Origin of the sequence: Streptosporangium sp. NPDC006013, from assembly GCF_040614275.1 — a bacterium.
GTDB lineage: Bacteria > Actinomycetota > Actinomycetes > Streptosporangiales > Streptosporangiaceae > Streptosporangium.
On record NZ_JBEXUE010000156.1, the window covers coordinates 1 to 19,806 of the forward strand.

At 71.0% G+C, this 19,806-nt stretch carries 19 protein-coding genes; all 19 read left to right on the top strand.

Annotated features, from left to right (window positions below):
* On the top strand, positions 1-759 hold a 759-nt coding region (locus ABZ260_RS23395; protein WP_355621270.1), incomplete at its 5' end, for a cytochrome P450.
* Entirely contained in the window at positions 756-944 is a 189-nt protein-coding gene (locus ABZ260_RS23400; RefSeq protein WP_355621273.1) for a ferredoxin, read from the top strand. The genes ABZ260_RS23395 and ABZ260_RS23400, both read left to right, overlap by 4 nt.
* 2 nt (positions 945-946) lie before the next feature.
* Complete coding sequence (locus ABZ260_RS23405) at positions 947-2,131, top strand: FAD-dependent oxidoreductase (RefSeq protein ID WP_355621276.1); 1,185 nt, start codon at positions 947-949, stop codon at positions 2,129-2,131.
* Positions 2,128-2,283: a DUF1059 domain-containing protein gene (locus ABZ260_RS23410; protein WP_355621279.1), complete on the top strand. Its 156-nt coding sequence runs from the start codon at positions 2,128-2,130 to the stop codon at positions 2,281-2,283. Before ABZ260_RS23405 ends, ABZ260_RS23410 begins: the two co-directional genes overlap by 4 nt.
* Before the next feature lie 43 nt (positions 2,284-2,326).
* Entirely contained in the window at positions 2,327-3,535 is a 1,209-nt protein-coding gene (locus ABZ260_RS23415; protein ID WP_355621282.1) for a CoA transferase, read from the top strand.
* 27 nt (positions 3,536-3,562) lie between these two features.
* A complete protein-coding gene (locus ABZ260_RS23420) occupies positions 3,563-5,659 on the top strand; it encodes an acetate--CoA ligase family protein (RefSeq protein ID WP_355621285.1) in 2,097 nt (698 codons plus the stop codon).
* A complete protein-coding gene (locus ABZ260_RS23425; protein ID WP_355621288.1) occupies positions 5,652-6,842 on the top strand; it encodes a CoA transferase in 1,191 nt (396 codons plus the stop codon). The genes ABZ260_RS23420 and ABZ260_RS23425 overlap by 8 nt, the downstream gene beginning before the upstream one ends.
* Positions 6,839-8,059: an acyl-CoA dehydrogenase family protein gene (locus tag ABZ260_RS23430; protein WP_355621291.1), complete on the top strand. Its 1,221-nt coding sequence runs from the start codon at positions 6,839-6,841 to the stop codon at positions 8,057-8,059. Before ABZ260_RS23425 ends, ABZ260_RS23430 begins: the two co-directional genes overlap by 4 nt.
* Positions 8,056-8,853, top strand: coding sequence for an enoyl-CoA hydratase/isomerase family protein (locus tag ABZ260_RS23435; protein WP_355621294.1), 798 nt, complete (start codon positions 8,056-8,058; stop codon positions 8,851-8,853). Before ABZ260_RS23430 ends, ABZ260_RS23435 begins: the two co-directional genes overlap by 4 nt.
* Complete coding sequence (locus ABZ260_RS23440) at positions 8,846-9,613, top strand: SDR family NAD(P)-dependent oxidoreductase (RefSeq protein WP_355621297.1); 768 nt, start codon at positions 8,846-8,848, stop codon at positions 9,611-9,613. Before ABZ260_RS23435 ends, ABZ260_RS23440 begins: the two co-directional genes overlap by 8 nt.
* 22 nt (positions 9,614-9,635) lie before the next feature.
* On the top strand, positions 9,636-10,481 hold the full coding sequence (locus ABZ260_RS23445; protein ID WP_355621300.1) for an enoyl-CoA hydratase-related protein: 846 nt from the start codon (positions 9,636-9,638) through the stop codon (positions 10,479-10,481).
* A 9-nt stretch (positions 10,482-10,490) separates the two neighbouring features.
* On the top strand, positions 10,491-10,985 hold the full coding sequence (locus ABZ260_RS23450; protein WP_355621303.1) for a MaoC/PaaZ C-terminal domain-containing protein: 495 nt from the start codon (positions 10,491-10,493) through the stop codon (positions 10,983-10,985).
* A 30-nt stretch (positions 10,986-11,015) separates the two neighbouring features.
* Complete coding sequence (locus ABZ260_RS23455; protein WP_355621306.1) at positions 11,016-12,161, top strand: MaoC family dehydratase N-terminal domain-containing protein; 1,146 nt, start codon at positions 11,016-11,018, stop codon at positions 12,159-12,161.
* 15 nt (positions 12,162-12,176) lie between these two features.
* Positions 12,177-13,652, top strand: a complete 1,476-nt coding sequence (locus tag ABZ260_RS23460) for an aldehyde dehydrogenase family protein (protein ID WP_355621309.1) — start codon at positions 12,177-12,179, stop codon at positions 13,650-13,652.
* A 78-nt stretch (positions 13,653-13,730) separates the two neighbouring features.
* Entirely contained in the window at positions 13,731-14,486 is a 756-nt protein-coding gene (locus tag ABZ260_RS23465; RefSeq protein ID WP_355621312.1) for an SDR family oxidoreductase, read from the top strand.
* On the top strand, positions 14,483-15,523 hold the full coding sequence (locus tag ABZ260_RS23470; protein WP_355621315.1) for a CaiB/BaiF CoA-transferase family protein: 1,041 nt from the start codon (positions 14,483-14,485) through the stop codon (positions 15,521-15,523). Before ABZ260_RS23465 ends, ABZ260_RS23470 begins: the two co-directional genes overlap by 4 nt.
* Positions 15,524-16,163: 640 nt before the next feature.
* The gene (locus ABZ260_RS23475; protein WP_355621318.1) at positions 16,164-17,402 is read left to right on the top strand and encodes an ABC transporter substrate-binding protein; all 1,239 of its coding nucleotides are present in this window, start codon (positions 16,164-16,166) and stop codon (positions 17,400-17,402) included.
* Positions 17,403-17,409: 7 nt separating this feature from the next.
* Positions 17,410-18,285: a branched-chain amino acid ABC transporter permease gene (locus ABZ260_RS23480; protein WP_355621321.1), complete on the top strand. Its 876-nt coding sequence runs from the start codon at positions 17,410-17,412 to the stop codon at positions 18,283-18,285.
* A partial coding sequence (locus ABZ260_RS23485; RefSeq protein ID WP_355621324.1) for an ATP-binding cassette domain-containing protein occupies positions 18,278-19,806 on the top strand: 1,529 nt, incomplete at its 3' end. The genes ABZ260_RS23480 and ABZ260_RS23485, both read left to right, overlap by 8 nt.

Consider the following 19,806-nt stretch of genomic DNA (forward strand, 5'->3'; position numbering starts at 1 on the left):
GGCGTCCCGGCCGAGGACTTCTCCCAGTTCGTCCAGTGGAGCGATGACATGGGCGGCATCCTCGAAGCCCGGGACGACGGCTCGGCCGAGGGCCGCGACCTCATCGCCCGGGGTAAGAAGGCCACCACAGAGATCAACGAATACCTCGGCCGCGAGGTCGCCCGGCGCCGTCGCGACGGCGGCGCGGACCTGGTCAGCAAGATGGCCGTCAGCGACGTGCCGATGGCCGAGGACGAGGTCGTGGCCAGCAACACCCAACTGGTGTTCGCGGGCAACGAGACCACGTCCAAGCTCATGGGCTACACGCTGATCGCGCTGGCCCAGCACCCCGAGCAGCGCGCCGAACTGCGCGCCGACCGCTCCCTCATTCCGCAGGCGATCGAGGAGGTACACCGCTGGACCAGCGTGCTCGTCTACAACCTGCGCTTCGTCAGGCAGGCGGGCACCGAGGTCGCCGGAGTGCCGCTGCCCGAGGGTGCGGTGGTCATGGCGCTCCAGGCCGCTGCCAACCGCGACCCCGAGCGCTGGAGCGACCCGCAGCACTTCGACATTCACCGCCCGCAGCTCGCCCACCTCGGCTTCGGCGCGGGCCTGCACAGCTGCCTGGGCCTGAACCTCGCGCGGCTGGAGACCGAGATCCTGGTCAACCGGCTGCTCGACGAGATCCCCGACTGGGACGTTCGCGACGTGGTGTGGGGCTCCAACCCCATGGTCCGCGGCGCGTCGGTCATCCCCATGACGATGGAGAACGGACAATGAAGATCCAGATCGAGGCCGACAAGTGCATCGCCAGCGGCGGCTGCGTGTTCGCCTGCCCCGATTTGTTCGACCAGGACGACGACGGCATCGTGGTGCTGCTAGACCCGAACCCGCCGGAGTCCCTGCGCGAGAAGGCGCTCGCCGCGATCGACGCCTGCCCGGCTGCCGTGATCACCGTCGAGTGACCATGAACGAGCATCGGGACACGGTCGTCGTCGTGGGAGCGTCCGCGGCGGGCCTCGCGACGGCCACGGCGTTGCGCCGGGGCGGGCACGAGGGCACCATCACGGTCCTCGGCGACGAGCCGGACGCGGGCTACGACCGGCCGCCGCTGTCGAAGCAGTACCTGACCGGCGGCTGGGCCGCCGACCGGCTGCGGCTGGTGTCCGACGACGGGCTGCGCGCCCTGCGGCTTGACCTGCGCGGCGGTGTCCGCGCGGTGGGGCTGGACGTGGCGGGCCGTACCGTCCTGGACGACCAGGGCGACCGGCACCACTACGACCAGCTCGTGATCGCGACAGGTCTGCGGCCGCGGCGGATCCCCGCGCTCGACGCGGTCGGTGCGCACGTCCTGCGGACCCTGGACGACGCCGCACGACTGCGGGACCGGTTACGTCCGGGGCTCCGGATGCTCGTGGTCGGGGCCGGGTTTCTCGGCCTGGAGACCGCGGCGACCGCTGCCCGCGCGGGCCTCGCCGTCACGGTCGTCGAGCCGGTCGAGCGCCCGCTGGCCGCGCGGATCGGCGAGGAAGCGTCCGCCCGACTGCTCGCCCTGCATCGGGCGCACGGTGTCGTGCTCCGTGTCGGCGCGACGGTCGTGGACGCGCGGCGCAACGGAGACGTGACGATCGTGCGGCTGTCCGACGGGGACGAGATCGCGGCCGACGTCGTGCTCGTGGCGGTCGGCTCCGTCCCCTGTACGGAGTGGCTCGCCGGGAGCGGACTGGACGTCCGGGACGGCGTGCTCGGCGACGCGTACTGCGCCGTCGCCGACCGGGTGTGGGCCGCCGGGGACGTGGCCCGGTGGATGCATCTCGGCTACGGCCGCCACCTGCGACTGGAGCACCGGACCAACGCCACGGAGCAGGGGCGGCATGTCGCGGCTTCGATCCTCGGCCACCGTGCGCCGTTCCTGCCCGTCCCGTTCTTCTGGACCGACCACTTCGACGCGCGGGTCCAGGTCGCCGGGATCATCGGCCCCGACGCCGAGGAGACCCGCGAGGAGATCCCCGGCCGTCCCGGCGCGGCGCTGCACCTCTTCCACGAGGGCGGACGCCTCACCGCGGTCCTCGCCTGGAACGCCGCCCGCGAGCTGGGCCGTCACCGCGGACGGCTGCTCGAAGGTATGACGCTGGAAGGAGCGGGCTCATGAGAGAGGTCATCTGCCCCGCGTGCGGCGCGCTCACCGAGGGCGAGTCCGACGACGAGCTCTACCGGGCGACCCGCGAGCACACGCTCGACGCCCACGCCTACGACATCCCTCGGGAGCACGTGCTCGCCGCCGCGGTCGAAGCCCACCTCTGAGCGGCGGCCCGCGCCGTCCACCCCGCCCTTTGGAAGGACCTCCATGCCAGCGTTCGACACGATCCGCGTTCTCGATCTCACTCACGGTGTCGCGGGACCGTTCAGCACGATGATCCTGGGCGACTTCGGCTGTGACGTCCTCAAGGTCGAACGGCCGGGGCGCGGCGACGCCAGCCGCTACATGAACGTGAGCCGCAGGTTCACCACCGACATCCCCCGGGTCGGTGGCGACTACTTCATGGCCATCAACCGGAACAAGCGGTCGGTTACCGTCGACTTCAAGGACCCGCGCGGCATCGACCTCGTCCGGAGTCTCGCCGAGCACTGCGACATCGTGGTTCAGAACTTCCGGCCCGGGGTGGTCGAGCGGCTCGGCATCGGCCCCGTCGAGCTGATGGGGCGCAACCCCTCCCTCATCTACGCCTCGCTGAACGCCTACGGGGAAAAGGGGCCGCTGGCCGCGCACCCTGGCATGGACGTCGCCGTCCAGGCCCGCTCGGGGGTCATGTCGATCACCGGTCACGGTGGTGACGACGGGCCGGTCAAGCCGGGTGTCTCGCTCGCCGACTTCTCCGGCGGCGTCCAGCTCACTCTGGCGATCATGGCCGCGCTGTTCCGGAGGCAGCTTTCCGGTCGCGGCGAGGACGTCCGGGTCTCGCTGCTCGACGCGACGATGTCGATGCTCATCAACTACTCGGTCGCCGTCACCGACGGGGACGCCGACATCGCGCCGATGGGCTCGGGCCACCCGCAGCTCGCGCCGTTCGAGGCCGTCCCGACCGCGGACGGTTACCTCGTCATCGCGCCGGGCACCAACCGCCTGTTCGCCGACCTGTGCACCCTGCTCAAGCGGCCGGACCTACTGGAGGACCCGCGTTTCGCCGGCAATCCGCAGCGCGTCGAGCACCGGCCCGAGCTGATGGCCAAGCTCGGCCCGGTGTTCGCCGAGAAAACGACGGGAGAGTGGCTGGCCGAGCTGGAGGACGCGGGCATTCCCTGCGCTCCGGTCAACACGCTCAAGCAGGCGTTCGCCGAGGAGCAGTTGGTGGCCAACGGGATGATCCACACCCTCGACCATCCCGCGCTCGGCTCGCTCACCCAGCTCGGCTCGCCCTACCTCGTCGACGGGGAGCGGCTGCCGCTCCGGATGCCCCCGCCGATGCTCGGCGAGCACACCGACACCGTCCTCGCCGAGGTCCTCGGTCTCACCCCGGACGCCCTGTCCGGCCTGCACGCCGACGGCGTGATCTGAAAGCCCGACGAGCAGCAGGGACGCGACATGATCCACGACCTCGACTCACTGTTCACCCCTCGGTCCATCGCGATCGTCGGGGCCTCCTCCGACCCGACCCGTCTCACCGGCCGGCCGCTCGGGATCCTGCGCAGGCACGGGTTTTCGGGCGAGATCGCCGTCGTCCACCCCCGGCTCGACGAGATCGACGGCGTCCGCGCCCACCGGAGCGTCAGCGCCCTGCCCTTCGTCCCCGAGGTGGTGGTCGTCATGATCCGTGCCGAGTACGTGCCGGGGATCGCCCGGGACTGCGGCGAGAAGGGAGTCCGCCATCTGGTCGTGCTCAGCTCCGGTTTCGAGGAGACGGCCGAGGGCAAGGCCGTCTCGGCCGAGCTGAAGGCGATCGCCGACCACTACGGGATGGGCGTCGTGGGCCCCAACAGCGAGGGCCTGTGGTTCCTGCCTCGCGACACCATCCTCACCTTCGGCAGCGCGGCGATGCGCGACGACCTCGTCGGCGGGCCGGTCGCGGTGCTCAGCCAGAGCGGCAGCATCGGCGCGTCGATCATGCGCAGGTTGAACGACACCGGCGTCGGCGCGGACGTGTTCGTGAGCGTCGGAAACGAGACCGTCCTGGGTGCCGCCGACTACCTGGCGTGGATCACGGCGCGCACCTCCGTCCGGGTGATCGTCTGTTTTCTCGAAGGGCTGGGCGACGGCCGCGCCTTCATCGAGGCCGCAGCCGCGGCGCGGGCCGCCGGGATCACGGTCGTCGTGCTCAAGGCGGGGGCCTCGGAGCAGGGACGGCTGGCCAGCGCCTCGCACACCGGCAAGATCTCGACCTCGGCCACGGTCTACGACTCGCTGTTCGCACAGGCCGGAGTGGTGACCGTCGACACGGTCGAGGAACTGGCCGGGGCGGCCGCGCTGCTGACCGGGCCCAGACTGCGGCCCGCCACGGGAGAGGGCGCGGGGCTCACCGTGATCGGGTTGTCCGGCGGGAGCCGAAGCATCATCGCCGACGCGTGCGACCGGCTCGGCGTCCCGATGACCACGCTCACCGCCGCGACCACCGGCGAGCTGGGCGTGTTCTTCCCCTCCTTCGGAGTGACTGAGAACCCCGTCGACCCGACCGGCCAGGTGCTGAGCGACGCCGAGCTGTTCCCGCGGACGATCCGCGCACTGGCGGGTGACCCGAACACCAGGGCGCTGCTCGTCCAGTACGCCAACGGCGGGACCGGCCTGCTGCGCCGGCATCTGCCGGTCCTGCGCGAGGTCGTCGCGGTGTCCGAGGTTCCCGTGCTGGTGAGCTGCCTGCTCGACCAGCTCCCGGCGACCGACCCTCTGCGCCGGGAGCTGGCCGAGGCGGGCATCGCCTACGCCCACGACCCGACCGACGCCGTCACGGGGCTCTCCCTGCTGTTCCGGGTGGCGGCAGGTGCGGACACCGAGCCGATCGCGCCGCGCGTCGTGGCCGAGAACGAGGCGTCCGTGACGGACTGGGAAGAAGTGGCACGGCTGGTCGAGGCGGCCGGGATCCGGACGCCGCGCGAGGCGATCGTGCCCGCAGCAGCGGACACGGACGCGGTGACGGCGGCGCTGGCCACGGCCGGACTCGCCTACCCGGTGGTGGTCAAACCGTCGCCGGACGACGTCCAGCACAAGTCCGAGCTCGGTCTCGTCCATCTGGACGTCGGCTCGCTCGTCGAGGTGCTCGCAGCCCTGGCCAGGATCCGGGACGCGCTGGGCGCCGGGACGCGGGTGGTCATCCAGGAGTTCGTCCGGTCCGAGCTGGAGATCCTCGCGGTGCTCCAGAGGGATCCCGACTTCGGGCCGGTCCTCGGCGTCGGGCTCGGCGGCTTCTTCGTCGAGCTACTCGGTGAGGTCTCCTATGTCGCGCTGCCCGCCTCGCCATCCCAGATCCTGCTCGCGCTGGACCGGACCCGGCTCGGCCGGATGCTGCGTGGCTACCGGGGCGGCCGGGCCATCGACCCGAAGACAGTCGCGGAACGGCTGAGCGCGCTCGGGACCGAGTACGCCGCGCTGCGCACGCCGCCCCGGCTGCTGGAACTGAACCCGCTGAGCGTTGTCGGCTCCGGCGACCTGTACGCGATCGACGCGCTGGTGGAGGCGGCCGATGAGTGACGTGACCGAAGGCCCGCTCGCCGGGGTGCGGGTGCTGTGTGTGGACAACTACCTCGCGGGCAACTACGGGCCGATGCTGCTCGCCCTGCACGGGGCGGACGTCGTCAAGGTCGAGCCGCCGTCCGGCGAGGCGATGCGGGCGAGCCACCCGATGCTGGAGACCGACGGCGGCCAGACCTGGAGCCACTTCGAGGTCCGGATGATGCGCGGCAAAGGCAGCATCGGCCTTGCCCTGGATGAGCCGGACGACCGGGAGCTGTTCGAGCGGCTGATCGGCGCGGCCGACGTCTTCTGGACGAACCTGCGGCCGGAGTCCGCGCTGCGGCGGAAGGTCGACCCTGACACGATCCGCGGCCTCAACGACCGGATCGTGTACGCGTCCCTGTCCGGGTTCGGGCTACCGCGCAACGGCGAGGGCGAGTTCGGCGCGATGCCCGCCTTCGACATCCTCGTTCAGGGCCTCGGCGGGCTGATGGGCCGAAATGCCGAGGAAGACGGCACTCCCGTCTACAACGGACTGCCACTCGCCGACCAGGCGACGAGCCTGTTCGGGGCGTTCGGTGTGCTGGTCGGGCTGCGCGAGCGGGACCGCACCGGCCACGGCTGCGTCGTTGACGTGTCGATGTTCGACTCCATGGTGGCGCTCAACGAGAAGGCGATCACCATGTTCGGGATGTCGGGTGAGGTACCGCCGCCCCGGGCCTCGGCGACGACCGCGCCGTTCGGCATGTTCCGCTGCGCCGACGGCTGGGTGTGTGTGGCGGTGGGCAGCGACGCCGTCTGGAAGCGGTTCTGCCGGGCGGTCGGCGCCGAGATCGGGCGGCCCGGCTTGGAGAAGGACGAGCGGCTCGCGCACGGCACCGGGCGGGTCGCCCACCTCGCCGAGGTCGGCGAGATCGTCGAGGAGTTCACCCGGCCGCGCGCCATCGACGAGGTCGTCGCGACGCTGCTGACCCACAACGTTCCGGCGGGCCGTCCGTTGGAGGTGGACGAGCTGCTCGGCACCCGGCAGGTCCGAGAACGCGGGGTCGTACGAGGCGTCCGGCTGGCGTCCGGCGCGGAGGTCCCGGTCGTCATGAGCCCCGTCCACGTCTCGGGCGTCGAGCAGGCGGTGAGCCCACCGCCGCGGCTCGACCGCGACCGCGACCGGCTGCTCGCGCAGTGGTTGGGCGGCCGTCCATGAGTTTCGTATCAGTTCCCCCGAACAGCGAGGTGAGCATGTCCCTGCACGACTTCACGGTCTCCGGCGAGATCCGCGAGCTGGCGACCGTCATAGGGGAGTTCGTCCGCGACGAGATCCGGCCGCGCGAGGCGGCCCTCCCACCCGACGCCCGGTTCCTCCCGCAGGAGGATGTCGCCGCGCTCCAGAAACTGGCGCGCGGCGCGGGTTTCTGGAACCTGACTGCGCCGACCGAGCTGGGCGGGGGCGGGCTCGGCGCCTTCGACATGGCGATCGTCGACGAGCAGGCCGCCAAGCACACGTTCTGCTTCCCGATCGTCGGCAACGGCGCGTTCGGGTACCCGCCGCCGTCCATCCTGTACGGCGCGAGCAAAAAGCAGATCGAGGACTACGTCATCCCGACGATCGAGGAGGGGTGGCGTTCCTTCAACGCCATCACCGAGCAGGGCAGCGGCTCCGACCCCGCCCGCTCGATCCGGACGACGGCCGTCCGCAAGGGCGGCAAATACGTGCTCAACGGCCAGAAGATGTGGATCACCCACGCGGACAAGGCCAGGTACGGTGTGGTCTACGCGCGCACCGACCTGAACAAGGGTCGCCACGGGATCAGCGCGTTCATCGTGGATGCCGACACGCCCGGCATGACCATCCGGCCGATTCCGGTGATCCGCGACCTGTGGACCAACGAGGTCGTCTTCGACGACGTCGAGATCCCCGCCGATCGGCTGATCGGCGAGGAGGGCGAGGGCTTCGCGATCGCGCAGAGATTCCTCGGCAAGTTCCGGGTACATTTCGCCACGACGTCGATCGCGGTCGGCGAGGAGTCGATGCGGATCGCGACGGAGTTCGTGAAGAACCGCGAGAGCTTCGGGCTGCCGGTCGCGCAGCGGCAGGGCGTCCAGTTCGCACTGGCCGACGCGAAGGTCAAGCTCAAGGCCGCGCGCTGGCTGACCTGGGAGGCCGCGCGCAAGCACGACAGCGGGCAGAACGCGCGGATCGAGTCCTCGATCGCCAAGCTGTACGCAACCGAGGCCGGATTCTCGGTGGTCGACTCGATGATGCAGCTCATGGGCGGTATGGGCCTGGCCAAGGAGCTCCCGCTGGAGCACTGGTTCCGGGACCTGCGGGTCGCCCGCGTCGTCGAGGGGCCGAGCGACATCCATCGGTTCGTCCTGGCCAGGGAGATCCTGGGCAGCGCCGCCCTGCCGAGCCGCTCATGAGCGACATCCTGCTGATCGACGACCCACTGCCGGGTGTCCGCGTCCTGACCCTCAACCGGCCGGAACGGCTCAACGCGCTGAACGGCGACCTGGTGCGGGAACTGCTCGCGGCACTGGAGGGGTGCGCCTCGTCCGCCGGGAAGATCAAGGTCATCGTGCTGAAGGGGGCCGGCCGGGCGTTCTGCGCCGGGGCCGACCTCAAATGGCTGGCCGAGGGCACCCTGGCCGACCACGCCGCGCACGGCCGATTCCACGACGACCTGAGCGCGCTGTGCGACCGGCTGGAGAACCTCGACCAGGTCGTCGTGGGCCAGGTCCACGGCTACGCGCTCGCGGGCGGTCTGGAAGTGCTGCTGGCCTGCGACATGATCGTCGCAGCCGCGGACGCCCAGCTCGGCGACGAGCACATCCGGCGCAACCTCATCCCCGGTGGGGGCGGCTCGCAGCGGCTGCCCCGCAAGGTCGGGCTGGCCCGGGGCCTGTCGATGCTGCTCACCGGGCGTCGCCTCACCGGCGACGAGGCCGAGCGGTGGGGACTGGCCTGCGCGTCTGTGCCCCGCGACGACCTGGATGCCGCAGCACTGGAGCTCGCGGGCGGCATGGCCGAACGCGATGCCCAGGCCCTGGCCTACATGAAGCGGATCGTACGGCGCGGCATCGAACTGCCGCTGCGGGACGGGCTGTGGCTGGAGCTCTACCAGCAGCACCGCTACCGCTCGGACTCTGCGGCCATGGACCAGGGCGTCGCGGACTTCGCGGCGTCCTCCGGCCGGAAGGAGAGCGGCGATGCTTGATCTCAAGGGACGCCGGGCCGTCGTGACCGGCGGGGCCTCGAACATCGGGCGCGGGATCGTCCTGCGCCTCGCCGAGCAGGGCGCAGAGGTCCGCATCCTGGACCGCGACCGGGAGCAGGCCGAGAAAACCGCGGCCCTGGTGCCCGGACGGATCTCGGTCGTCGAGGCCGACCTGCTCGACCACGGCTCGCTGCACGCCGCCGTCAAGCGGCTCACCGCGGACGGCGGGGCGGACATCCTCGTCAACAACGCGGGCTGGGTGAACACCGTCGACTTCGTGCACAAGGACCTGCCCGAGGCGATCCTCGAAGTGCAGCTCAACCTGGTCGGGCCGCTCGTGCTGACCCGGCTGCTCGTGCCAGGCATGGTCGAGCGCGGCTGGGGACGGGTCGTCAGCGTCGCGTCCGAGGCGGGACGGGCCGGACAGCGCGGCCAGGTCGCCTACGGCGCGGCCAAGGGCGGCATCCTCGGCATGACCCGGTCCCTGTCCCACGAGGTGAGCCGCTACGGGGTGACCGTGAACGCGGTCTCGCCCGCCATGACCGTCCCGGACTCGGCAGAGGAGATCGGCGCGGGGAGCATGCAGCAGGCGCGGAACCGGCCGCCCGAGGTGATGGCCAAGATCGTCAAGTTCTACCCCGTCGGCCGGGTGGGCCGTCCAGCGGACATCGCGGCTGCCGTCGCGTTCCTTGCCTCCGAGGAGGCCGGGTTCGTCACCGGCCAGACACTGCCCGTCAACGGCGGTTTCGTCACCACCTGAGCTGGACCGAGAGGAGAGTTCCATGACCACCGAAGTGACCTGGACACCTTGGGCGCCCGACCCGGTCGCCCCCAAATTCCAGGACATCGTCTACGAACGGTGCGCCCGCTCTACCGGTGGCTGCGCGGCCCGGCTGACGATCAACCGGCCTGACCGGATGAACTCCTTCACCCGCGACACGATGAAGGAGATGATGGTCGCGATCGACCACGCCAACCGCGACCCGTCCGTCGGCGTGGTCGTGTTGCAGGGCGCGGGGGACCGGGCCTTCAGCAGCGGCGGCGACGTGCGCTGGGAGGCCGACCGCTCGGCCGCCGACTGGTTCTTCGACGTCCCGCCCAACCACGTCGTGCGCTTCTCGAACCAGCCGGTGATCGCGGCCGTCCGGGGGTACGCGATCGGCGGCGGTAACCACCTCGCCTACACCTGTGACCTCACCGTCGCCGCCGACAACGCGGTGTTCGGGCAGATCGGCTCGCGGGTCGGCAGCCCTGCCGACGGCTACATGGTCCGATACCTGATCCGGGTGATCGGGGCCAAGCGCGCCCGGGAGATGTGGCTGACCCGGCGGCGGATCTCCGCTGAGGAAGCACTGGAGTGGGGGCTGGTCAACGCCGTCGTTCCGCTCGCCCGGCTGGACCAGGAGGTCCTGACCTGGTGCGACCGCGTCCTGGACGGCAGCCCGACCTGCGTCCGCATCCTCAAGGCGGTCTTCGACCAGGAGATCGACGAGATGGCCGGCGACGTACGGCGCACCGCTCACCTGATCGCGCCCGGCTTCGGCGACAGCGCCGAGGCTCGCGAGGCACAGCAGGCCTTCTTCGACAAGCGCACCCCCCGGTTCTGGCCCGAACCCTCAGCCCGCTAGGAGATCGTCATGACTACCACCACCGCTGAGGCGCCCCTGCTGGGGCGAGGCCTCACCTGGCAGGAGATGCCGGTCGGCACCCGGTTCCGGACGTCCACCCGGACGGTCACCGAGACCGACCTCGTCACCTTCATCACCTGGGCCGGGATCGTGAACCCGCTGTTCACCGACGCCACCTTCGCTGTCGAGGTCGAGGGGTACGCCGGACGACTGGTCCCCGGCATGATCACCTACTGCTTCTCCGAGGGGCTGATCGCGCAGACCGGTGTCATGCGGGGGACCGGTATCGCGATGCTGGGTACCGGGGCGCTGCGGCATCCCGCGCCGGTGTTCGTCGGCGACACCCTGCACTCCGTCGTGACGGTCACCGAGTCCCGGGCGTCCAGCAAGCCGGGGCGGGGCGTGCTCGCCAGCGAGGTGAGCGTCCGCAAGCAGGACGGCACCGAGGTGCTGACCTACACCCCGGTACGGATCATCCGGGGCTCCGATGTCGATCCCGTCTGAACCAGCCCGCCCGACCCCGAGGAGACCGTCATGACGGAGACCACGCCGCGCAAGGCCGCGGACATCACCGATGAGATGCTCGACCACGCGCGGTCGCTGATCGGCGTGTGGCTACGGCGGGACGTGCACTGGCCGTCCTACGCCGAGGACATCGCGCCGATCGACATCCGCCGCTGGGCGCTGTATTCGACCGGCGACGACAACCCGCTGTGGAGCGACGAGGAGTACGCCCGGCGCACCCGCTGGGGCGGGGTCATCGCGCCGCCGACGTTCCTGTACACGATCGACAGCACGATCGTCGCGCCGGGCCTGCGGGGTGTCCAGTGGATCTACGGGGGGACGCGCTGGGAGAACCACGTCCCGGTGCGCCCGGGGGACCGGATCACCGCCAAGGCGCGACTGCTGAAGGTCGAGGAGAAGAGCGGGGCGCGGGCCCGGCGGCTGGTCGTCCAGACCGGCGAGATCCTCTACCACAACCAGCGGGAGGAACTCGTCGCACGGGCCGAGGCGGACGTCATGCGGGTGCCGCGGCGCACCAGCGGCAAGGGCATGGTCGGGTTCGAGAAGCGGGAACGGGAGGGGCGGCAGGTTTGGACGCCCGACCAGATCGAGGAGATCCGCAAAACCTACCTCGGTGAGGAGCGACGGGGCTCCCAGCCCCGGTACTGGGAGGACGTCCAGGTCGGGGACGAGCTTCCGGCAGTGGTCAAGGGGCCGCTGACCCTCGTGGACATCATGGCGTTCTACGTCGGGCGGCGGAACACCTACCCGCCGCTCAAGCTGGCCTTCCAGGAGCGGGAACGGCATCCGGCGAACGTGTACGTCAGCCCGTCCACGGGGATCCCGGTGCATCCGGCGGCGGGGCACTTCGACGACGAGATAGCGCACGAGGTCGGAATGCCGGGGGCCTACGACCAAGGCTGGATGCGGGCCAACTGGATCGGGCATCTCTTGACGAACTGGTGCGGGGACGACGGGTGGGTGCGGCGGTTGAACGTCCGGCTGCACCAGCCGAACCTCGTGGGGGACGCGACCTGGTGCCGCGGAACCGTGACAGGCCGGTCGGTCGAGAACGGGCGGCACGTGGTGGAGATCGAGTGCTGGGGAGAGACCCAGCGGGGCGAGCGCAATGTCACCGGGTCGGCCACGGTCGAGCTGCCGTCGCGGGCGCTGTGAGTTTCGGGAGGCCTGATGAGTGAGGTGCTGGAGGACGTGCGGCGGTTCGTCGGACGCTCCGATCACGGTATGACGATCGACGACGGGCACGACCTTCCCGCCGTCTCTGGGGCGATGCTCGACGTCGTCGACCCGGCGACCGAGCGGGTCATCGCGCAGGTCGCGGCCGGTGACGGGCGGGACGTCGCGGTCGCGGTCGGGGCGGCGCGCCAGGCCTTCGAGGACGGGCGGTGGACGTCCCTGCCGCCCGCCCGGCGGGCGGAGATCCTCTGGCGGCTGGCCGACCTGATCGAGCGGGACGCCGCGGTGCTCGCCCGGATCGACGCCTCCGACGTGGGCACGCCGATCGCGCAGACGGCGGGCAGCCCGGCGTCGGCGGCGCGGACGCTGCGCTTCTACGCCGGATGGTGTACGAAGATCTACGGCTCGGTGAACCCGGTCGGCGCGGAGCTGTTCGGGTACACCGACCGCGAGCCGGTCGGCGTCGTCGCGGGCATCGGAGCGTGGAACTCGCCGCTGGTCATCGCGGCGAGCAAGGTCGGCCCCGCGCTGGCCGCCGGGAACACGATCGTGCTGAAGCCGGCCGAGCAGGCGCCGCTGTCCACACTGTGGTTCGCGCGGCTGCTCGCCGAGGCCGGGGTGCCGCCGGGCGTCGTCAACGTGGTGACCGGCGAGGGGCCGGCCGTGGGACCGCCACTGGTCGAGCATCCGGATGTCCAGCTCGTCACGTTCACCGGGTCGGTGCCGGTCGGGCAGGACATCCACCGGCGGGCCAACGCCGGGCTCAAGGACGTCGTGCTCGAACTCGGCGGCAAGAGCCCGAACGTCGTGTTCGGCGACGCGGACATCGGGGCGGCGGCGCGCTCGACCGTACGGCAGATGTGCTCGAACGCGGCGCAGGTCTGCTTCACCGGGTCCCGGGTCATCGTCCACGAGTCGGTGCTCTCTTCCTATGTGGATACCGTCGCGCGGCTGCTGAAGGAGGTGCGGATCGGGCCGGGGCTCGACCCGGACACCCAACTCGGTCCCGTGGTCTCGGGCGCGCAGAAGGGACGCGTCGAGGGGTTCCTGGACGCCGCCGCGCGGGACGGCGCCGAGGTGGCCTACGGCGGGACGCGGCGGGAGGGGCCAGGGTACTTCGTCACGCCGACCCTGCTCACCGGAGTGCGCAACGACATGACAGTGGCCCGGGAGGAGGTCTTCGGCCCGATCATCGGGGTCATGGGCTTCACCGACGAGGAGGAGGCGGTGGCCCTGGCCAACGACACCCGGTTCGGGCTGGCGGCGGGTCTGTGGACCGGCGACCTGGCCCGGGCGCACCGGGTGGCCCGGCGGCTGCGCGCGGGCACCGTGTGGGTCAACACCTACGGTGTCCTCGACCGGTCCGCGCCCAGCGGTGGCTTCGGGCTGTCGGGGATGGGCCGGGAGCACGGCGATGCCTGGCTCAATCACTTCACCGGCTACAAGTCGGTCTACATCTCGCTCGGCTAATTATCAACGAATATGTTGATAGATTGTCCCGTCGCCTGGTCGGCTGACGGCTTCAACGGTTAGGAAGGGCTACTCACGATGGCTGGTCGGTTCGACGAGCGTGTTCTGTTCTGCACGGGAGCGGGGTCCGGCATCGGGGCCGCAGTCGCGCGCCGGTTCGCGGCCGACGGCGGCAGGGTCGCCCTCGTGGACGTCGATCTCGACGCGGCCAGGTCCGTCGCGGCCGGGATCGACGGCGGCATGGCGGTGGCCGCCGACGTGTCCGACGAGACTTCGGTCGCTGAGGCCGTCACGTCGGTGACCGAGCGGATGGGACATATCGACGCTCTGTACAACGGGGCCGCGGTGCTCCTGGCGGGCGTGGCGATGACCTCCCCGCTCGCCGACTTCGAGCGCCAGTTGTCGATCAACACAGTCGGCACCTACCTGGTGTGCAAGGCCGTCGGCGCGCACATGAAGGCCCGCGGCGGCGGTGCGATCGTCAACACCACGTCCGTGGTCGCCTACGTCGCCCGCGCGAACCGCGGCCTCTACGCCGCCACGAAGGGGGCCATCGAGCCCCTGTCCAAGCACCTCGCGCTGGAGCTGGCTCCAACCGTCCGGGTCAACTGCGTCTCGCCGGGCCCCACCCTGACCGGGATGACCCGTGAGCACTACCTGGCCGCCGGCGCCACCCTGGAGGACTCGCTGGCGAAGGTCGGCTCCCAGGTGCTGCTGAATCGCGTCGCCACCCCCGACGAGCTGGCCGCCGCGATCTGCTTCTTGCTGTCCGACGACGCCAGCTACGTCAACGGCACCGTCCTCACCGTAGACGGCGGGATGACCGCCGAATGACTCTCCCCCCAGAGTCGGCTACGCCCGGGAATCTCGTCGCGAGTTCCGGCCCCCTGAACGGTCTGCGCGTCGTGGACATGAGCGTCACGCTCCCCGGCCCGTTCTGCACCCAGATGATGTGCCGCCTCGGCGCGACCGTCATCCAGCTGGAACCGCCCGCCGGAGACTCGCTCCGCTGGGTCGCCCCGGCCAGCTTCACCTACCTGGCCGCGGGCAAGCAAAGCGTCGTGGTCGACCTCAAGGACTCCGACGACCAGGCCCTGGCCCGAGCGCTCCTGGCCGAGGCCGACATCGTCGTCGAGGGCTGGCGTCCCGGCGTGGCCGACCGCTTGGGCGTCGGCTACGAGGAGGTCGTCGCCACCAACCCCGGGGTCGTCTACTGCTCCTTGTCCGGCTACGGCCCCACCGGCGACCTGGCCCAGCGTCCCGGCCACGACATCAACTACCTCGCCGAAGCGGGCGCCCTGAACCTCGCCCGCCCCGACGGCCTCCCCGTCGGCGACCTGGCGGGCGCGACGACTGCGGCCTTCCACGTCCTCGCCGAGCTGATGGCCGCCCAGCGCACCGGCCAGGGCACCCACCTCGAACTCTCCATCACCGGTGCCCTGTCCGAGTGGGTGAACGCCCTGGGCGGCTCCGCCTATCGCGACTTCCTCGGCGTCTACCAGGCCCCCCACTACGGCACCTTTCCGACGGCCGACGGCGGTACCCTGATCCTTGGCGTGGCCCAGGAACAGCACCTCTGGGCCAATCTCATCCGCGCCCTGGGCAGACCCGAGTGGTGTCCCCTCACCCACGACCAGCGCACCCTCCGCCGCGACGAGATCACCGCCTACCTCACCACCAAGATCGCCGCCATGACCACCCAGGCCCTGACCGACCTCTTCGAACCGGTCGACACCTGCTGGTCCCTCGCCCGGCCCCCCGGCTCCCCCCACCACTTCACCGGCACTCTCCCCGCTCCTCCAGGCGCCCCGCCCACCATCAACCAGCACGGCCCCACCCAGCGCCACCGCCTGGGCTTTCCCCCACGCTGACCCCACCTCATCTCTCATGCCTCCAAGGCCCACCTCGGAAATGGATCGGAGCCACCCGTTGACGGCGGTGGTCACGGCGGTTTCGTAGCGGACAGTGAGACTGTCGTACGTCGCACGGCATCGACTCGACCTCCGGTGACCGTCGGTCCGGTATCCCGGCGATCTCCCGAGCCGGTCGCGGACCATCTCCGTCTTGGGCCGGGCGACGATTTCCCGCGATCTTCGGCACACGCACGCCACGGTGCCGCTGTCGAAGGACGTGCCCGTCAAGGTGGTGTCCGAGTGGTTCGGCCATGCGGGCCGGGCCGTACGCTCGCGGTGTACACGTCTCCCGCAGGATCAGGCCGAGACGCCGGCCGGCGGGCACGGGCGGATCGTGGCCGAGTGTTTCGATACTGAGGCGGGCGCTGCGCGACATCAGGGTGACTTCCGGTTGGCCCTCGGTCTCCTGGGCCGCCTTGGCCTGCCGACGCTTATGCCCATCGCCCGTCTGGTACGGCCTGGGGCCGACTTCCGCGCCCTCGGTGGTTACGCCCGTTCCTGACCAGCCCATTGTGCCGCTCGAGCTTGTCGGTTTCCTCTTGACGTCGTATCGAGGCTAAGTATACAAACGTTCATACACCAATCTGAGGAGGCGGCCTTGGCCACTTACCGGACGGACGGGATGTCCCGGCGAGGGTTTCTGGCGGGCGCCGCGTCCGCCACCGCGCTCGGAGTGCTCGGCCTCGGGACGGCGGCGTGCGGGAGCTCGGGAGGCGGCGGGAACACGGCCGCCCGGATCGGGTGGGTGGAGCCGAAGACCGGCCGCCTCGCCGCCGCCTACAAGCCGATCTACGTGGGCGCGCGGCTCGCGCTGGAGGACATCAAGGCGGCCGGCGGCCTGCTCGGACAGACGGTGCAGGTCGCGGAGCAGGACGACAAGGGGAGCCCGGCCAGCCAGCCGGCCGTGGCGCAGCGGCTGATCCGGGAGAACCCGATCTTCGTGGTCGGACCGACCGGCAGCTCACAGGTGCTGGCGTCGGTGACGGCCCTCGCCCGCGCGAAGCTGATCCAGTCGTGCTGGGGAGGTGCGGAGCTGCTCGGGGACGGTGACCGCTTCCCTCACCACTACCAGCTCGTCTACAACACCACCCAGCAGGCCAGGGTGGCGGCGCGCTTCCTTTACGAGGTCCGTGGGCTGCGCAAGATCGGCATCATCGTGGAGAACTCGGAGTTCGGCACGTCGATCAGGGACGCCGTCGTCCGGACGCTGCGCGACGACTACTCCGCCAAGCCGGTCGCGGTCGAGGTGTTCGAGGTGGACGCCTCCGACATGACGCCGTTCGTCCGGAGTCTGGAGCGGGCCGGTGTGGACGGGCTGGGGCTGTTCACCGGCCAGCCGCAGGCGACCATCCTGATCCTGCGGGCGATGGCGGCCAGCGATTTCCACCCCGTGATCGTTTCGCACGACCTCAACTACATCGAGGCGCTAGGGGAGTTCCCGCGGCCCCTGCTCGACGGGTTCTTCGGCACCACCTACCGGGGGCTCACCTACACCGGCGACGAGCAGCCTCCGGCCGAGGTCCGCAAGCTGGTCGGGCGGATCAACGCGCATCCGGACACCGCGGGCCTCGGTTACTCGGCGGTGACCAGCCCCTACTACGACTACATGATGCTGATGGCCAAGGTGATCGGGGAGACCGGGAGCCTCGATCCGGCCAATCTCAAGGCCGCGCTCGACAAGGTCGACGGTTACCAGGGCACCCGGGCGAAGGTGTCGTTCACCGCGAAGCGGCACTCCGGCATCGCCGACGAGGACATCACGATCGGCACTCTCATGTCGGCGAAGGAGCCGGAGAGCCTGGGCGGGGTCCTGCGGCGGCGCGCGGACGGGGTGTGACCGCCCGATGATCACCGACATCCTGGTCGCGGGACTGGTCTTCGGCAGCCTCTACGGCCTCGTCGCGATGGGGTTCAACGTCCTGCACCGGCCGACGAACGTGGTGAACTTCGCCCAGGGCGAGCTCATCATGATCGGCGCGATGCTGATGGCCGCCACTCCGATCGGCGGACTCCCCTGGGGGATCGCCGCCGTCTGCGCGATGGCCGTCGTCGCGCTCGTGGCGCTGGCCGAGGAGCGGGTGGCCGTCACCCCGGTGCTGCGCAGATCGTCCCACGCAGCCGGCTGGGTGATCACCACGCTGGCGTTCTCGCTGCTGCTCGCGGAGGCCGCTGGACGGCTGTGGACGGACCAGCCGAGCACCGTCGCGCCCCCGTGGCCGCTGTCCATCAGCGTCAACGAGGTGGCGGGAGTCCGGTTCTCGAGCTACCAGCTCGGGGTGGTGGCCGTCGCCGTCGCCGTGGTGATGCTGCTCGGCCTGCTGGACCGTTCCCGGTTCGGCGCCGCGTTGCGCGCGGTGGCCGCCGACCGTGACGGCGCCCGGCTGCGCGGCATCGACCCGACGATGCTGACCCGCCGTTCCTTCCTGCTCGGCGGTGCCCTGGCGGGGCTCACCGGAGTGCTGGCGGCGCCGTTGCTGCTGGCCTCGGTGACGATGGGCCTGGGCCTGCTGATCAAGGGTTTCGCCGCACTGGCGGTCGGCGGGATCGGCGACAACCGAGGCGTCCTGCTGGCGGGATGGGTGCTCGGCACCGTCGAGGCCGCGGGCGCCGCCTACGGCTCTCCCGGGTCGCAGTCCGTCTTCCTGTTCGCGGCGATGCTGCTCATCCTGCTGATCCGGCCCAACGGCCTGCGCGGTCTGGCGGTGCAACGTCATGTCTGAAGTTCTCGGGACACGGGCGGGCGCCGCACGGCGCTCGGCCCCCTGGCTCGCCCTCGTGACGGCCACGGCCGCGCTGCCGCTGGTCAGCGGCGACCCGACGATCACCTACCTCGCCACCACGGCCGCGATCTACGTGCTGGTGGGGATGGGGCTGAACATCATGTTCGGCTACACCGGCCAGGTCTCGCTCGGACAGGGCGCGCTGGTCGCCGTCGGCGCCTACGCCACCGGCATCCTCATGGCCGACCACGGCTGGACGTTCTGGGCGGCGGCCCCGGTGGCGGTGGTGATCGCCACGGGCGCCGGAACCCTGATGGCACTGCCCGCCTTCCGGCTGTCGTCCTGGTACATCGCCCTGGTCACGCTCGGAGCGGCGATGGCGATGCGCAGCCTGCTGGTCGAGTTCGAGGGGCTGACCGGTGGCTGGTCGGGGCTGGTCGGCATCCCGCGGCCCGCGTTCGGTTCGTGGGAACTCGGGGAGCGGGACGTCCTCTGGCTGGTCCTCGCCGTGAACGTCGTACTGTTCGCCATGGTCCGCGCCATCGTCGACTCCCGCTTCGGCCGGGGCATGATGGCCGTGCGGGACGCGCCGGAGATGGCGCGGAGCGTCGGTGTCGGACCCGCGCGGATGAAGCTGTTCGCGTTCGCCTGCGGCGGCGCCACCGCGGGGCTGGGCGGGGCGCTGCTGGCCGTCCATCACGGGCTCGTCACCCCGGACGACTTCACCCTCGACTTCTCGATCCTGTTCCTGCTGGTGGTCATCATCGGTGGCGCCGCGCGTCTCGCGGGCCCGATCATCGGCACCCTGCTGTTCTTCGCCCTCCCGGAACTGCTGACCGGCCTGGCGGAATGGCGCGGCCTCATCTATGGTGCGGCGCTGCTGGTGCTGATGGTGTACGCGCCGCAGGGTATCGCCGGGGCGTGGGAGAAGCTGCGGGCACGCCGCAGGGCCGGTGGCGGGCCTTCCGACGTCCCCGGTACGGATGTCCCGGTCGAGGTCGGGCCGCCGCGCGGGGAGCCGCTCGGCGTCGAACTGGCCGGCGTCCGCAAGTCCTTCGGCGGCGTGCACGCGCTGCGCGGCATCGACCTCACCATCGAGCCGGGCACGGTGCACGCGATCGTCGGGCCCAACGGGTCGGGGAAGACGACCCTGCTCAACGTGATCACCCGTCTGCTGCGGCAGGACGAGGGACGGGTCCTCCTCGGCACCGAGGACGTCAGCCGGGCCACGGCCGAGCGGCTCGCCCGGCGCGGTGTGGCGCGCGTCTTCCAGACGCCGCGGCTGCTGGGCGCGTCGAGCCTGCGGGACAACGTTCTGCTCGGCGCCTACGCGCGGGAGCGGACGAACGGTCCGGCGACCGTCCTGCGGCTGCCGTGGGCCCGCCGCGAACGGGCCGAACTGGCCAAGGAGGCCGACCGGCTGCTGGCCGGTCACGGCCTCGCCGGGCGGGCGGAGCATCAGTTGTCCGGCGTCACGCACTTCGGGGCCTTCGGCATCGTCCTCAAGCAGGGCCGCCCAGC

Bases quoted from the DNA above. Each gene is read 5' to 3' on its own strand.
- ABZ260_RS23445 (WP_355621300.1), top strand. From the start codon at position 9,636: ATGACCACCGAAGTGACCTGGACACCTTGGGCGCCCGACCCGGTCGCC.
- ABZ260_RS23415 (WP_355621282.1), top strand. From the start codon at position 2,327: ATGCCAGCGTTCGACACGATCCGCGTTCTCGATCTCACTCACGGTGTC.
- ABZ260_RS23470 (WP_355621315.1), top strand. From the start codon at position 14,483: ATGACTCTCCCCCCAGAGTCGGCTACGCCCGGGAATCTCGTCGCGAGT.
- ABZ260_RS23420 (WP_355621285.1), top strand. From the start codon at position 3,563: ATGATCCACGACCTCGACTCACTGTTCACCCCTCGGTCCATCGCGATC.
- ABZ260_RS23430 (WP_355621291.1), top strand. From the start codon at position 6,839: ATGAGTTTCGTATCAGTTCCCCCGAACAGCGAGGTGAGCATGTCCCTG.
- ABZ260_RS23435 (WP_355621294.1), top strand. From the start codon at position 8,056: ATGAGCGACATCCTGCTGATCGACGACCCACTGCCGGGTGTCCGCGTC.
- ABZ260_RS23405 (WP_355621276.1), top strand. From the start codon at position 947: ATGAACGAGCATCGGGACACGGTCGTCGTCGTGGGAGCGTCCGCGGCG.
- ABZ260_RS23410 (WP_355621279.1), top strand. From the start codon at position 2,128: ATGAGAGAGGTCATCTGCCCCGCGTGCGGCGCGCTCACCGAGGGCGAG.
- ABZ260_RS23450 (WP_355621303.1), top strand. From the start codon at position 10,491: ATGACTACCACCACCGCTGAGGCGCCCCTGCTGGGGCGAGGCCTCACC.
- ABZ260_RS23465 (WP_355621312.1), top strand. From the start codon at position 13,731: ATGGCTGGTCGGTTCGACGAGCGTGTTCTGTTCTGCACGGGAGCGGGG.
- ABZ260_RS23440 (WP_355621297.1), top strand. From the start codon at position 8,846: ATGCTTGATCTCAAGGGACGCCGGGCCGTCGTGACCGGCGGGGCCTCG.
- ABZ260_RS23480 (WP_355621321.1), top strand. From the start codon at position 17,410: ATGATCACCGACATCCTGGTCGCGGGACTGGTCTTCGGCAGCCTCTAC.
- ABZ260_RS23425 (WP_355621288.1), top strand. From the start codon at position 5,652: ATGAGTGACGTGACCGAAGGCCCGCTCGCCGGGGTGCGGGTGCTGTGT.
- ABZ260_RS23455 (WP_355621306.1), top strand. From the start codon at position 11,016: ATGACGGAGACCACGCCGCGCAAGGCCGCGGACATCACCGATGAGATG.
- ABZ260_RS23460 (WP_355621309.1), top strand. From the start codon at position 12,177: ATGAGTGAGGTGCTGGAGGACGTGCGGCGGTTCGTCGGACGCTCCGAT.
- ABZ260_RS23400 (WP_355621273.1), top strand. From the start codon at position 756: ATGAAGATCCAGATCGAGGCCGACAAGTGCATCGCCAGCGGCGGCTGC.